The sequence below is a fragment of the Aquirufa sp. 5-AUSEE-100C1 genome (assembly GCF_054558655.1).
Map to the genome: position 1 here is coordinate 570,543 of NZ_JBPXKO010000003.1, position 14,726 is coordinate 585,268.

The 14,726-nt window shown below is 41.1% G+C and carries 12 protein-coding genes; 2 read left to right on the forward strand and 10 right to left on the reverse strand.

Annotation, left to right across the window (positions count from 1 at the left end; all coding sequences use genetic code 11):
- Positions 1–738 (reverse strand): rhomboid family intramembrane serine protease, encoded by a 738-nt coding sequence (locus tag ACMH5P_RS09595; RefSeq protein ID WP_459494149.1) that lies wholly within the window; start codon positions 736–738, stop codon positions 1–3.
- Positions 739–742: 4 nt separating this feature from the next.
- Entirely contained in the window at positions 743–2,233 is a 1,491-nt protein-coding gene (gene cysS / locus ACMH5P_RS09600; RefSeq protein ID WP_459494150.1) for a cysteine--tRNA ligase, read from the reverse strand.
- A gap of 142 nt (positions 2,234–2,375) precedes the next feature.
- Between cysS and ACMH5P_RS09605 the strand changes: the two genes are divergently transcribed.
- Together ACMH5P_RS09605 and ACMH5P_RS09610 are read left to right on the forward strand one after the other, a co-directional pair.
- Positions 2,376–3,545 carry a hypothetical protein gene (locus tag ACMH5P_RS09605; RefSeq protein WP_459494151.1) on the forward strand — a complete coding sequence of 390 codons (1,170 nt, stop codon included), beginning with the start codon at positions 2,376–2,378 and terminating at the stop codon, positions 3,543–3,545.
- A 10-nt stretch (positions 3,546–3,555) separates the two neighbouring features.
- On the forward strand, positions 3,556–4,464 hold the full coding sequence (locus ACMH5P_RS09610; RefSeq protein WP_459494152.1) for a PfkB family carbohydrate kinase: 909 nt from the start codon (positions 3,556–3,558) through the stop codon (positions 4,462–4,464).
- Here the strand turns inward: ACMH5P_RS09610 and ACMH5P_RS09615 are convergent.
- From ACMH5P_RS09615 to ACMH5P_RS09650, 8 genes are all read right to left on the reverse strand, one after another.
- Positions 4,461–5,732, reverse strand: a complete 1,272-nt coding sequence (locus tag ACMH5P_RS09615) for a M16 family metallopeptidase (RefSeq protein WP_459494153.1) — start codon at positions 5,730–5,732, stop codon at positions 4,461–4,463. The genes ACMH5P_RS09610 and ACMH5P_RS09615 overlap by 4 nt on opposite strands.
- 65 nt (positions 5,733–5,797) lie before the next feature.
- A complete protein-coding gene (gene porV, locus ACMH5P_RS09620; RefSeq protein ID WP_459494154.1) occupies positions 5,798–6,991 on the reverse strand; it encodes a type IX secretion system outer membrane channel protein PorV in 1,194 nt (397 codons plus the stop codon).
- 104 nt (positions 6,992–7,095) lie between these two features.
- On the reverse strand, positions 7,096–10,344 hold the full coding sequence (gene porU / locus ACMH5P_RS09625; RefSeq protein ID WP_459494155.1) for a type IX secretion system sortase PorU: 3,249 nt from the start codon (positions 10,342–10,344) through the stop codon (positions 7,096–7,098).
- Positions 10,316–10,930, reverse strand: a complete 615-nt coding sequence (locus tag ACMH5P_RS09630; protein WP_459494156.1) for a SprT-like domain-containing protein — start codon at positions 10,928–10,930, stop codon at positions 10,316–10,318. Before ACMH5P_RS09630 ends, porU begins: the two co-directional genes overlap by 29 nt.
- 61 nt (positions 10,931–10,991) lie before the next feature.
- On the reverse strand, positions 10,992–11,165 hold the full coding sequence (locus tag ACMH5P_RS09635; protein ID WP_459494157.1) for a hypothetical protein: 174 nt from the start codon (positions 11,163–11,165) through the stop codon (positions 10,992–10,994).
- A 197-nt stretch (positions 11,166–11,362) separates the two neighbouring features.
- The gene (locus tag ACMH5P_RS09640; protein ID WP_459494158.1) at positions 11,363–11,854 is read right to left on the reverse strand and encodes a GtrA family protein; all 492 of its coding nucleotides are present in this window, start codon (positions 11,852–11,854) and stop codon (positions 11,363–11,365) included.
- Positions 11,855–13,252, reverse strand: a complete 1,398-nt coding sequence (locus ACMH5P_RS09645) for an NADH-quinone oxidoreductase subunit N (RefSeq protein ID WP_459494159.1) — start codon at positions 13,250–13,252, stop codon at positions 11,855–11,857.
- A 31-nt stretch (positions 13,253–13,283) separates the two neighbouring features.
- Entirely contained in the window at positions 13,284–14,720 is a 1,437-nt protein-coding gene (locus ACMH5P_RS09650; protein WP_459494160.1) for a complex I subunit 4 family protein, read from the reverse strand.
- Between the last annotated feature and the right edge of the window lie 6 nt (positions 14,721–14,726).

Sequence of the window (14,726 nt, forward strand, 5' to 3'; positions counted from 1 at the left end):
TCAATAAAAATGATTGCGTTTGGTCTTCCATACCATCAAAAGAATGACAGCAAACAACATCCCACCGATGTGCGCAAAGTGAGCTACATTATCTCCCTCGTACTGTTGAATCCCTTGGTATAATTCATACATACCATAAAAGCTTACAAAATATTTGGCCTTAATGGGGATAGGGAATGGGAATAAATACATTTCCGAATTAGGGAATAAATAACCAAAGGCCATCAAGATGCCAAATACGGCTCCGGAGGCGCCCACCAATTGGCTGCGATTGACATATTCCGCATAATTTGCTTTTGCCCATTCAATATTGACATTTCCATCGGGCAAAGGAATTACTTGATAATGCTGTGCATAATCATATAAATGCATTGAACTTGGATCGCTCAATACAATTTGGGTTGCTTGACGGAAGTCGGCGAAGTCCACAAAGTGCTGGATCCCCATATACAACAACCCCGCTCCAATTCCACAGAAAAAATAGAAAAACAAGAAACGTTGTGCCCCCCAAATTCGCTCTAGTAAAGATCCGAACATAAAGAGGCCAAACATATTACCAATTAAATGCATCAGACTTGCATGCGAAAACATGTAAGTGACCAATTGGAACACATGAAAATCCTTCGCTTGAAAATAATGGAGACTTAAGAGTTCATCCGGGATGAACCCGCCCAAAACGAATACAGCGATATTAATGAAAATTAAATTTCGTACCGTAGGAGATAAATTTCTAAACATAATTTTATTCTTCGTATGCCCAGTCGATGCGTGTTTTCATATCTTTCACCAACAAGCCCATGGCCTTGAAACTAGCTCGAATTTCGTCTACCTTGTCATACTCGCGTTTCTCTTTGAAATTGCTGTACAAGGCTAACATTCCCTTAATCAATGCTTCTTGATCCGATGGGAACTCCTCTCGAAGACCCAATACTTGCTCTAAGAAATTGATGTAATTGGTCTTTAATCGCTCAAAAGTCTCTTCCCCAATTTGGGCAAATGCGAGTTGTCCCGTGTGGAGCTGGTTGATTTTCTTTAATAACGTAAATAGATGTGAAATTGTTACGGCCGTATTTAAATCGTCGTTCATTCCATCGTAGCATCCTTGGATGGCGCTATCAATTTCAGCAATCTGTTCTTGAGCTAAATCGCCCGCAGAATCCGCCTCAAATTCCATTCCTTTGATGATGCGTAAGCCATTCGCGATACGCTTATAGCCTTTTTGTGCGGCCTTTAGAGCCTCATTCGAAAAGTCTAAGGTGCTTCGGTATTGCGATTGCAGCATGAAGAAACGAACTGTCATTGGGCTGTAAGCTTGTTCCAATAGCGGGTGTGCTCCGGCAATTAATTCACTTGGTAAAAAGGAATTGCCTAAGGATTTACTCATTTTTTGGCCGTTGACCGTCAGCATGTTGGTATGCATCCAATAGCGTACGGGAGCCCGTCCATGGGCAGCTTTCGCTTGGGCGATTTCACATTCATGGTGTGGGAATTTTAAATCCATGCCACCACCGTGAATATCAAAAGTATCACCTAAATATTTGTGACTCATGCAGGTACATTCAAGGTGCCAACCTGGGAAACCGTCACCCCAAGGGGAAGGCCAGCGCATGATGTGTTCTGGGGAGGCCTTCTTCCAAAGCGCAAAATCCAAGGGACTCTTTTTCTCGCCTACTCCGTCTAAATCACGGGTTTCAGTCAATAGATCGTCTAAAACACGGCCTGAAAGATGACCATAATCTCCGCCCTGCTTGTTATAGGTTTCAATGTCAAAATAGATAGACCCATTGGACTCATAGGCCAAACCTTTCTCCAATAAAATTTTTGTCGTTTCGATTTGTTCAACGATATGCCCAGTGGCAGTGGGTTCAATGCTTGGAGGTAATAAGTTAAATTGGGTCAAAACATCATGAAAATCATTCGTATAGCGCTGTACGATTTCCATGGGCTCCAGTTTCTCCAATTTGGCCATTTTGCCAATTTTGTCCTCGCCTTCATCGCCATCGCCGACCAAATGTCCCACGTCCGTTATATTACGTACATATCGAACCTGATAGCCAATGAATTTTAAATATCGGTGTAAGATATCAAATGAGGTAAAGGTGCGGAGGTTACCCAAGTGCACAAAATTATAGACCGTTGGACCGCAAACGTATAGTCCCACATGGGGTGCGTTGATCGGGGTAAATACTTCTTTCTCTCGACTGAGTGTGTTGTATATTTTTAACGGCTGCATGAATTCTAGGGCTATTGTAGACTCCTCAAAAAGGAATTAAAATTACGCCGATTCTTTTAATTCACCAAACATCCCAAATTCCTCTAGTTCGAAACGATTCTTTTCTAATTGTGTTATCTTTGTGTGTTTTTGAAATTCTATCATGCAGCTAATGGAAGTAGGCGAGGACAAATCGCTTCAACGTGCTTTTTTACAATTTCCGGTGGATCTTTATCGATCCGATTCTAATTGGATTCGTCCCTTGGATTCGGATGTGGAATCGATTTTTAACCCGAAGAAAAATCCGCATTTCAAGAAAGGGAATGCTATACGTTGGATCTTATTCGATGATGCAGGCCAAGCTATTGGTCGGGTAGCTGCATTTTATGAGCAATCGAAAGAGGAGGTGCCGGTCGGCGGCATGGGATTTTTTGAGTGTATTGAGGACAAAACGGCCGCATTTATGTTGTTTGATGCCTGTAAATCTTGGTTGAAGGAGCATGGCATGGAGGGGATGGATGGCCCGGTTAATTTTGGTGAGCGGGATAGTTTTTGGGGCCTGATGGTCAAGGGATGGGAATATGAGCCTACCTATAAAATGCCTTGGACGAAAGCATATTACATTCCGTTTTTTGAGGAATATGGGTTTCAGGATTACTTTCAGCAATATGTCTATGTTTCTTCCATTCGTGGGGCAAATGTGAGTCAAGCGATTGAAGAAAAGGCGAGTCGAATTTATCAGAGTCCTGAATACTTTTTTCAGCACATTGAGAAGTCAAAATTGAATAAATATGCGGAGGATTTTCGCATTATTTTCAATGCGGCTTGGGCTAAGTTTCCGGGAGTTAAGGAGATGAGTTCAGAGCAAGCGCAACGCTTGGTGAAGACGATGAAGCCGATTATCGATGAGCAATTATTGTGGTTTGCATATACAACGACGGGGGAACCGGTTGCTTTTTTTATTGTGATTCCAGATCTCAATCAAATCATTAAACATTTAAATGGTCGTTTGAATTGGTGGGGAATGATCAAGTTTTTGTTACTGAAGATGCGTGGCGCTTTGACGCGCGCTTGTGGGGTTATTTTTGGGGTTGTTCCTGACCACCAAGGGAAAGGAGTCGAGTCTGCGATTGCCTTGCGCTTTCGGACTGCTGCGCGCGAGAATCCTTTTTATCCATATGAAACTATGGATATGAACTGGGTAGGAGATTTTAATCCAAAGATGTTGCGTTTTGTCTCACAATTAGGGGCGACCAACGAGAAGACTTATATTACATATCGTTTATTTTTTAATCCAAACCAGCCCTTTAGCCGTTGTCCTAAGGTTGGTTAAATCCTTAATCATGAGTTTATTAACAATTGGAACCGTTGCGTTCGATGCATTAGAGACCCCTTATGGAAAGACCGATAAAATTATCGGAGGCTCTTGTACGTATATCGCCTTATCATCTGCTTTTTTCTTGCCGCGCGTAAATGTGGTGGCAGTTGTGGGTGATGACTTTCCGCAGGCATATATGGACACCTTAACGTCTAAGGGCATCAATCTGGACGGCTTACAAATTAAGGCGGGAGAAAAGTCTTTTTTCTGGGCGGGGAAGTATCACAACAACATGAATTCACGCGATACGCTCGTGACCGATTTGAATGTATTGGCGGATTTTAAACCTGAAATTCCGGCATCATACCAAGATTGCGAATATTTTATGTTGGGGAATTTAACGCCTCAAGTTCAGATCGAGGCCATTGAGGGCTTGGCTAAACGCCCGAAACTAATCGTTATGGATACGATGAACTTCTGGATGGATGTGGCGATGGATGACCTTAAGAAGGTGTTAAAGATGGTTGACGTACTGTGTATCAATGATGAGGAGGCGCGCCAATTATCGGAACAGTACTCATTGCGTACAGCTGCTAAGATGATTATGGCTATGGGCCCCAAGACCTTGATAATCAAGAAAGGCGAGCATGGTGCCTTGTTATTCCAGGACCAAAATATGTTTTATTGTCCAGCATTACCTTTGGAAGAGGTATTTGATCCAACAGGTGCTGGGGATACATTCGTAGGAGGGTTCATTGGATACCTCGCAAAGACGGATGATACTTCTTTTGAGAATATGCGTAAGGCTATTGTATATGGCTCAGCCATGGCGTCTTTTTGTGTCGAAAAGTTTGGCACGGAGCGATTACTTGAAATTACGGATCAAGACTTGGAGGCTCGTGTAAACGAATTCCGCGAATTAGCTCGTTTTTAACGACCACCCACAATGACTTCCTGAAGATTTGCTGGATCTAGGTATTTATTGGCCAGTTCCAATAAATCTTCAGGAGTACATTCCATAATTTGTCGTTGGAACTGATCGTAGAAGTCTTTCGGCAAATTCTCTAATTGAATAACTTTGATTTTCTCAGCGATATCAAATGCTTGGGTCAATTCGCCCGTAAAACTCCCCAGTAAGTAATTTTTGACTAATTCGAGTTCCTCGATTCCCACTCGTTCTTGTTGGAGTTTTCGCATCTCTTTCCGAATTTCATCACAGGTTTCTTCTACGTTGCTGTTATTTACATCTGTGCCAACTACCCAGTAGCCTGCTCGTTGCATGGGAACGATGGAGGAGGAAATTCCATAGGTGAAGCCCTTCTCTTCACGGATATTTTTTTGCAGGCGTGATCCGAAAAATCCACCTAAAACGGTATTCAATACACTGAACTTAAAGTAGTCTGGATGATGCCGAGTCATGGATATCATTCCCAAACGTATGGAGGATTGCATCGCATTTTCCCGGATTTCGTGGATAGGCGCCTTCGGGGTTTCATTCGGAGCAAATGGATTAAGTTTTTGGGCCACATGCGTAGGCAATCCCTGAAATGTTTTTTGCACTTCTTCCAGTTCTGACTCATTGATTTTACCCGAAAGAAAGATCTGAGGCATGGCCCCTAACCAATGTTTTGAATGAAAATTGAGTAGATCAACTTGCTGAATGGCCTCAATACTTTCTTGTGTGGAAACACGACCATATGCGTCGGGTGAAAAAAGTTGTTGGCGTAATAATTGGCTCGCAGAAAAGGCCGTTTTTTGCCAGTTTAATTTATTTTTCTGCACCTCTATCGCAATCTCTTTTTCGAATTCATCGACTGGAAAATTGGCCTCTTGGATGATTTCGATGACATAGGGTAGGAGGGACTTGAGGTGTTTGCTCAGGCCATAAAGGACAAAGGTTGCCGTATCAAGATTCATTTGAATATCCCAAAACGCGCCATAATAGTCAAAAATTTGATGAATCTCCGTTGCATTGCGTTGAGATGTTCCTCTTTTCATCAAAGAACTTGTTAGACTAGCTATGCCAGTCTTCTCTGCCAAACTCGCCCCTGCTGGGACACTAAATTCTAATTTGAATACGGGTTGTTCGCCAAGTGATAAGGATTGAATCGCTAGGCCATTCGCAAGACGACTTGTCTTTACCTCTGGGAACTTGATTAACTCGATTGGATAGGCGTCTGGGGCAATGGTTCGGTTCAGCATAATGGTTTATAAAACAAATGACATTCCGTCGGGAATGTCATTTGGCAAACAAGAAATTTGTTTAATTATCTTTTACCGTTATCGTTGTTGATAGCAGCTAATAAAGTCACACGTAATGTATTCGCTAACGGGCTGCTAGTTCCTGTAGGAACTAAGTAAGCAAAGTCAAAACCATATTTTTGGTCTAACTTAAATCCTACACCCATGGTAAAGTATTTACGATTTCCCTTCATTTCGCTTTCGTTAAAATAACCGCCACGAACAGCGAATGTGTTATTGAAAAGGTATTCAGCACCAATTGATGTTGTTACTTCTTTTAACTCTTCTCCAAATCCATCGGGTGCATCAAATAAGGATCCAAAAATTCCGCCGATGGCCGAAGTTGTTGTTGGGTCAGTACCTGTAACAACTTTATTACCATTCGCATCAATAGCAACTGATTGTGGAGTTGGGACCATTAACTTGTTGAAATCCAACGTGAATGTTAACTTATTTTTATCGTCGATATTTTTTACCGCAGCAACACCGGCACGTAGGTTCGTAGGGATAAAGTTCTTTTCAGCACCACCGTAAGAAACCTTACCCGAGATGTTTGAAAGCACTAAACCATACGTATAATTCCAATTCTTTTCTGAGTTAGTATTCCAATACAACGCGATGTCAGCGGCAACTGTCTGTGCAGGCTTCATGGCAACTCCCGTTCCTGAAGTTCCCTGGTAGTTTCCTAACAAGTTAGAGTTGATGTATTTTAAATTAACACCTAGTGAAAGCGCATTTGATAATTTTCTCGCGTGTGTTAATGACAATGCATATTCTTTCGAGTTAAAATTTCCAGCACTTGTTCCATTTGCTAGCGTAGCTTGGAAAAGACCTTGGTCAAAATAGTTGATCGAAAAACCGAATGCTTGATCCTTCGATGTTTTTTTGTAACCAGCAATGTTGTAAAGAGCCATATCATTTACCAAGTTACGTAACCAAGGTGTATATGAAATAGCAAATCCTAAGTCTTTGTCTGCGCCAGCTAATTTGGCAGGATTCCAATAGATCGCGTTAACATCCGATGAAATAGCCACACCTGCGTCTCCCATCGCTGCGGAACGAGCGTCTGGTGCCACATTTAAGAACAACATGGTTGGAGTAGGAATTCTACCCGAATTTAATTGTCCCGAAACCAATGTTTGGCCGTAAGCGACAGCACCTACCATAACAGCTAATGCTGTAAATAGCGCTTTTTGGAAAATTGAATAATTCTTCGTCATTGTATATTAATTTAAAGAGAGTCTTTCAGTAATAAGAAGCTAAAGTCAAAAATAGTTAATTTTTAGGATATAGAATGTTCTAATGATAAAAAAAATATGAAAACTTATTTTAGGGTACTGGTTTTAATTCTAAATATTTTCAATTCCTTCTGAAGCTCATCCAGCAAGCTTATTTTGATAATCATTAGCGGGTTCATCTTCTGCCATTCATCTTCACTCCAATCAAATGCAATAATTCCCTCCTTGGATTCCAGGTATTCACCATAACCCGTACGCCTCAAAATCACTTGCCCCGCCATGTTGCTAAGTTCCATTTCATAGGGAATTCGGTTCCAGGGCTTATCCTGCTCAAAAACAAAATGAAAGGATCTTGACAATGGATTTGGGTAAACTTTACCCATACTTGATTGCTCATCCTCATTTGTTACCTGCAACTCTAACGCTTGCTCAGCATAATTATTGTAGATGTCCCAACAAAACGCCGATATTTTATGTTTCCCCTGTTTTAACTTGTTTAATCGTATTCTTGCTTCGGCCAATCGGCTGTTTCCATTTTTCGTTTGAATGATGGGCGCTAATTCCGTACGGATACTGTCATCAACGATGATACTGGCAAGTTCCCCCTTGGAATTCACCCAAGCTAACCCAGATGAATCAGCAAAGCTAATCTGAATGCTTGGGTTTTTGCTTGATGATTGGATTAGCTCATCCATCAAATTGACAGTAATTTTGGGTGCTATTGGGTCTGGGATTTGTTTGTTTCGCCAGTTCGAAATCGGAATTGAGGCGGATGACTTCGTTGACCAGATTTGCAGTTGGTAGGCTTGATTTTCGACGAGTGTCGGTAGCGTATTTAGGTTAACTGTTAGGCTGTTGCCTTGGCTTTTTTGTGTCGTTTTCCAAATGGTCGAACTCATCGTTTGATAGGTGTAAGCTGATCCTTTATTTCCTAATGTGGTTTTGGTATCATCAATTCGATGTAATTGGATAGTCAAATCCTCGTTGGTTATTTCTTGACCTGACACACGTAATTCTTGCTTGTCGCGATTGAGTTCGACACTTAACTTCGACGATGCCCAAGGTAGCGACAAACTAGGATCACCCAATAATTGAATATTTCGGTTAATGACACCACTTTGGCTTTTATTTTTGGCATCGCGGAATAAGTCACCTAATCGGTAGGAAGGGTTTGATCGGTTTGCGATTAATGCTTGGTAAAATGCTTGGCCAAATAAATAATTGCTGCTCTGAAAAACAGGTCTCGTTGTGCTAATTAAAGCGATGGCCCCTCCTTGGTCTGATAATAAACTGACTTCGCCGCCCGACAAAATATTGGGGTCATCATAGCGACCAAATTGACAAGTTGCGGTTAATAAAATCGGGAGATTGCTGTTGTTTTTCAATCCCACTAAATCATTCGTCGTCACTAATTTTTCATCAGCCAACCCGCTTTCAGATCCATGGCCAGTGTAGTGAATGAAGTCTGCCTTCCGCTCAAACAAACCCAAAGTGGCCTGCGTGGCTAACGGACTTGTATAGACGCCATTAGATTGTTTGAATGGATATTGGTCCAAGTACACTTTGTGTTGTTGGCCCGTAACTAATCCATTTAGAAGCAGTTTGGCGAAATCTTCTGCATCTTGCATGTGGATGTTTGCATCTCCATCATCGGCTACCCAAGCAAATTGACTGGCTCGCGCGCGCGGTTTTTTCTCATAATCCCTCAATTTATTTAGAAACATATTGGCCTCTTGTGGATTTTTGACCGGTATTCGCCCAATGGCTACTTGAATATCAGCTTGCGGGATATTATTTCCTTCCTGCCATTGTCCAGCATTGGGACCTACAATTCCGAAATAATCATCGGAGGAATAACTTAATAAGGGCTGGAGCGATTCCACACTTTGATAGGTTGGTACAAAGCTTGATTTTTCCAGTGGGGTCGAAACCGCGTTTTGTCCTTTGTAGTCGATGGATGCATCGCCCAATAGAATCACGTATTTTAATTTTGAGCCTAATTTTCGGGATTGAAAACGGATGAAATTTCGAATGGCACTAACATCTTGTTTCCCCCCGCTGAATGCTTGGTAGATGGCTGAAGTAGTTAATGAGCTACTGGGTATATTACGTTCACTCGATTTATAAAGGACTAGTTTTTCTGCTTCTTTTCGTAGCGTAGGAGATGAAATCACGAGCATTTCAGTGGCAGCGGGGATCGCAAATGCAGATTGGTTTTCAGGATTTCCACAGAAAATGGGTTCACTCGCTAGGTTAACGTCTGCGATGGCAAGTCTACTGTTTGTTTGGAAGGTAAATTGGAATGCCTTGTTTGAGGCAATTTTTTTCCATTGGGTCCCACCATTATTGATCCATATTTGTTGCTCGGGTTTCAAATTAGGAATCGAGATATGGATTGTCGAATCACTTTTATTCGGCAATAGATAGAGTGGGTTGGCATTTTTAGCATCTAGGCTGCGCGGATACATGAGACTGATGTAATCGATGTAGCCCGTTCCCCCATTGCTTTGAAATTGGATAGGCCAAGTCCAGCCATTCGCGCTCAGCGTCGGACTTACCCAAGTTGATAGAATCTCGCTACTCGCTTTTGTGTCATATCGATTTCCGCTGATGGGAGTTAGATTAATGCTCTTCCCTAAGTTGGGAAATGAAAACGAACTCGCTGAAATGCTACTTGCATAAAATTTTGCCGTTAAAAATGCAGCTTTCCCTTCATAATAGTCATTTAATGAATATTGTAGGAATTTGTTTCCATTGCCATAGAATGCATCACCCAGCCATGTTTGTCCCGATTGCATGAGGTTATACGTTTCGGGCTCATAGTGCTTTAAGCCATAGGCAAAGGGGAGTGTGTTGCCCGAGGCGGCTTGCGGGCTAATTTCTTCGATTAAATTTGATTTTGCCGCGTCAATTTGGACAAAGTAAAAGGTTGTATCACTGTATAAATTTGTTTGTTGGCCCCAGGTCCCTTGCTGCTTGATTGAATGAGGAGAGTCTCCCCAAAACAGGATGTCCCAAGAATTATTGGTAGAAAGCAGCGAAGCGGTAGGGATTGCTTGTAAATAGCCTGCCTGATTCTCATCTTTGGGGTCAAGCATTCCGGGTTTTGATCCCCAAATGCTAATTTTATCAGGACTTCCGACAGAAATCTGATGCTTTTTGAACCAAGCTTGATTAATGCGGTAAAATTGGGATTGAGTGACCGCAATTTTTATCCATTTCCCTTGTTGTAAGGGGGAAGTGTTTTGGCCGAAACTCGTTTGAAAAATACATACGAAACACAGTAGGGTAACGAGGAGGAACCGCTTATGCATCGATGGGTTGAACTTGTGCATTTTTCGCTACGAGGTATAATTTGCCTGTTTGGACTTCTTGGCAAATGTAACGTGTTCTGCGTAGTTTCCCTTTCTTTAGTAGGAGGTTTTTTAATTGGAAGATGCTACCCTCTCCGACATTGAACAATAGCATGGCAGGATCTTGATTAATATCGTACTTTTTTAGTGCCTCTACAAGGGGGGTAAAGCCATTGGAGGTAGCCACAGGATTTTTTAGGTAGGCTTTTAATACAGGTACCAATTCCTCGGGTAATAATTCAGGATCCAGAATGGGATCAAATAGCTCTCCGAATGCATTTTTCCATTCCTGACCATGCGGGTTTACTTGATTTTTATGCCGCTGATAGGTAAGTAGATGAGCTACTTCGTGAAGGTAGGTAACTAAAAAGGCGTAGGGATTCAAATTATGATTGACCGTAATTTGAAATCCTTTTTTTGGAGCGAATCGAAAATCGCCAAGTTTACTATCTCGTTTTTTAGTTACAATGAATTCAAATTTTAATTCATCCCATAAATTAAAACAGTATTCAGCCACTTTAGGAGGGAAGTGGTCTAAAAATGAAACTATTTTTCTGTTTTTATCCATTTTGGGGCATAAAAAAAGTCCTTCGCGAACGAAGGACTTTTTTCTGTGAGACTGGCTAAAATTATTTAGCAGCAGCAGTGTCAGCAGCAGCTGTATCAGCAGCAGCTGTATCAACTGGTGCAGCAGCAGCAGTATCAGTTGCTACTGTATCAGCAGCAGCTTCAGTTTTTTTCTCACCACAAGATGCTAAAGTTACCATACCAGCAACGAAAGCTAAAGCGAATACTTTTTTCATTTTTGTAATATTTTAAGGTTTGAGCTACAAATCTACGGCTTAATTATTTATTTGCAAACAATCTCCTAAAATTTTTAAGATTTTTTTAAGATTTGAGGGCTATTTTGCGAAAAAGTGCCTTTAAGGCTTATTTTGGTGCATCTATTACGCAAGAAAATTAAGATTAATTTAATAGTTGCTCCTGAAAAACAGACGTATTACTTGATTAGATCCTTGAAACGGTCGTAAAATCCACTGCTTTTGAAGGTAAATGTTTTGTGCAAAACAAAGTTTGACACAAAACTGAATCCCATGCCATTTAAGGTTGTGCTAATTTGAGTCACGTTAACCTTTTTGAATGAATAGGGTATCTGAATTAATAAATCGCTGTATTTTGTTTGAATAATATGGTAGGGTAAAATACTGAATCCCCAAGTAACAAATCCTGAAAAGGTAGCCACCATCATAAACTTGATCATTTCTCGCCGGGTCTGTTTTGATTCCCTAGCATCAAATGCAAAAAGCTTTGTCATGATAAATCCGGCAATTAATGAAATAAAATAAGCAGGTAATATGGTCTTCTCATAAGCCATATGAAACCAATCTTTCAATAATGCTCCGGCTAATAATTGAATCATCGCACCCGTACCCGCGATTAGAAAGTAGGCGACTAAATCTTTCCGATTAAAGAGTTGCGATTTTGGCTTCAATTAAAAAAGGCTTTTAACGATATTCGGGAATAGCCCCAGCACCAAGGTGCCCAAGCTTGTTAAGACTAATGCGACTTGATAAAGTGGACTTACTTCAATTTTTTCGATTTCACCTTGTTTGAAGTAAACAGCAATGATTCCCTTGAAATAATAGTAAATACCTACTGCTGACATCAATATTGCCAACACGACTGGATAAATTATATTCCGATTAAAGGTATCTGAGAATACGAAGAATTTCCCCCAAAAGCCTGCTGTTAAAGGAATTCCCGCTAATGATAACATAGCAACCGTAAAACAAAACGCTAAGAAGGGATTGGACTTGGCTAATCCTTCAAATGATTGGAAATGCTCGGGTTTTTCAACACGGCCTGTTTGATGCTCTGATACTAATTTAAATACAGCAAACGCCGTCAACGTAGCTAAGGTATATGCCAATGAATAAAATAGAATCGTGGAGTTTGAACTTTCTTGGCGAGCAGACACAGTCATTAACATATAGCCGGCATGGGAAATGCTTGAATATGCCAACATGCGCTTAATGCTTTGTTGGTATACCGCTGTAACATTTCCAATGACCAAGGTTAACATACTGATAAAATATACCGGCATTACCCAAGTGCTGTACAAGCCCCCAAAAATGCCTGCGAATATGTGGTATATCGCTGCAAAGCCAGCCGTTTTTACGACGGTCGACATGAACATCGTAAAGATAGTTGGCGCGCCATCATACACATCCGGTGTCCAGAAGTGGAAGGGAGCCGCAGATACTTTAAAGAGTAAGCCAACAAGCATTAATAGGACACCCGCATACAAAAACGATGGCATGGATTCAGGTGCTGTCGTTGCGATCACTGTCGCCATGTTCGAGATATAAAACGAACGAGTCGCCCCATAAACTAAGGTCATTCCAAACAACAAAATTCCTGTCGCGAAGGAACCCATTAAGAAATATTTAATGGCCGCTTCATTAGAACGAAGATTTCGTTTGTCGGACCCCGTCAGCACGTACATAGCCACGGATAAAATTTCAAGACCCACAAATAACATTATTAGATGGTCAAATGAGACCATGATAATAGCGCCTACTGTAGAAAACAGTAAAATGGCATAGTACTCAGCTGGGTGCGTATGTTCATCATCTTGACCAAAAGCATTCGAAAAGGCAACCACAAAAAATGCGGCTATTTGAATGATGATACTGAAGTTGATCGATGTATTGTTCGTCCGGAACATGTTTCCAAACCATAGGAACTCATGATTCCAGTCCATCACCGTTATACCCATGCCGATGGCAAGGAACAACAAGGTGATTTGTTGGATCATTTTACGCGATAACCAAAAACCTAAAAATAGATTAGAGATTCCAAATAATGATAAAGCAATGATAGCTGTCATAATTCTGCTTAACTGTTATTTTAAATTCCGCTTAGTTTAAAAGCGCAACAAGTTTTTCCACACTAGCGGCACTGAATGATAATACATATTGAGGGAATAGTCCGCCGACAATCACCAAGATGATTAACGGAATTAAAACTAACTTTTCGCCCAATACAAGGTCTTCAAATGATTTGGTTACCTTCGATACATTACCAAAGATTGTTTTTTGAATCAGTCTCAAGGTATAAACCGCACCCAAAATAATCGTGATTCCAGCAATGATTCCCAAATACATTTCTTGATCAAACACACTCTTCAATAACAAGAATTCACCGATAAATCCATTCGTCAATGGCAATGCCACCGAGCCCAAACTCAACACGATAAAGGCAACCGTTAAGACATACGATGATTGGGTGATTCCGCCAAGCTGAGCTAATTCACGCGTTTTCGTTCTGCGTTCAATTACCTCAATCACAAAGAACAAACCCACTAAATTGATACCATGCGATAACATTTGGTAAAGGGCCCCTTGAATGCCGTCGACACTCTGTGTCATGATACCCGCGGCCATCAAACCAACGTGCGCAAAGGACGAATAAGCCAATAAACGTTTTGCATCTTTTTGTTGGATCGCAATCACCGAACCATAAATAATACCGATGATCGAAAGCACCGAAACCGTCAATCCCCATTGCGTAATTCCCAATGGAAACATCGGAATAACTAATCTGATCATACCATAGGTACCCATTTTCAACATGATACCACCCAGTAGCATACTTCCTTGAACTGGTGAGGTTGTATAGGTATCCGGTTGCCACGTATGGAATGGGAATACCGGCATCTTAATCGCAAACGCAATGAAAAATGCTAAAAATAATAAGCCTTGGTGTTCTGCACTTAGATTTCGTGCGGTTAAATACAAGGTTTCGATATCAGCAGAATGTGTTTCACCTGGCGTCCGTAGATAGACATAAATTAATGCGATCAATAAAAATAAGGATCCGAATAAGGTATAAACAAAAAACTTGAAGGTGATAGCTGTTCTGTTTTCACCGCCATATTGTGCAGCTAAGAAGTAAATCGGTAGAAGAGATGCTTCAAAGAAGAAGTAGAACAAGAACGCGTCTTTGGCAAGAAAAGCCCCTAGCAAGGCTGATTGCATGCTTAAGATTAAACCTAAGTACGAGGCGTTTTCAGATTTGTCCGAGTTCGTTGTAGATCCAATAATAAATGGAATCAAAAGACCCGTCAACCCAATCAATACACCATTGATTCCATCCAACCAAAGCGTGAAACTAATGCCCGCTTCCGGTAGCCAAGCTTGGGAAAATTGTAATGATTCAGCGCTTAAGGCATAAGCAGTAGCAATCGCTTCAATAAGAGATCCCGCCAATGCAATGCCAAATGGTTTACTGGGTTTAACAAGCAATAAACCAGCGCCCAATACCAACGGGAATAATAGGATAAATAGTAATAACATACCTCT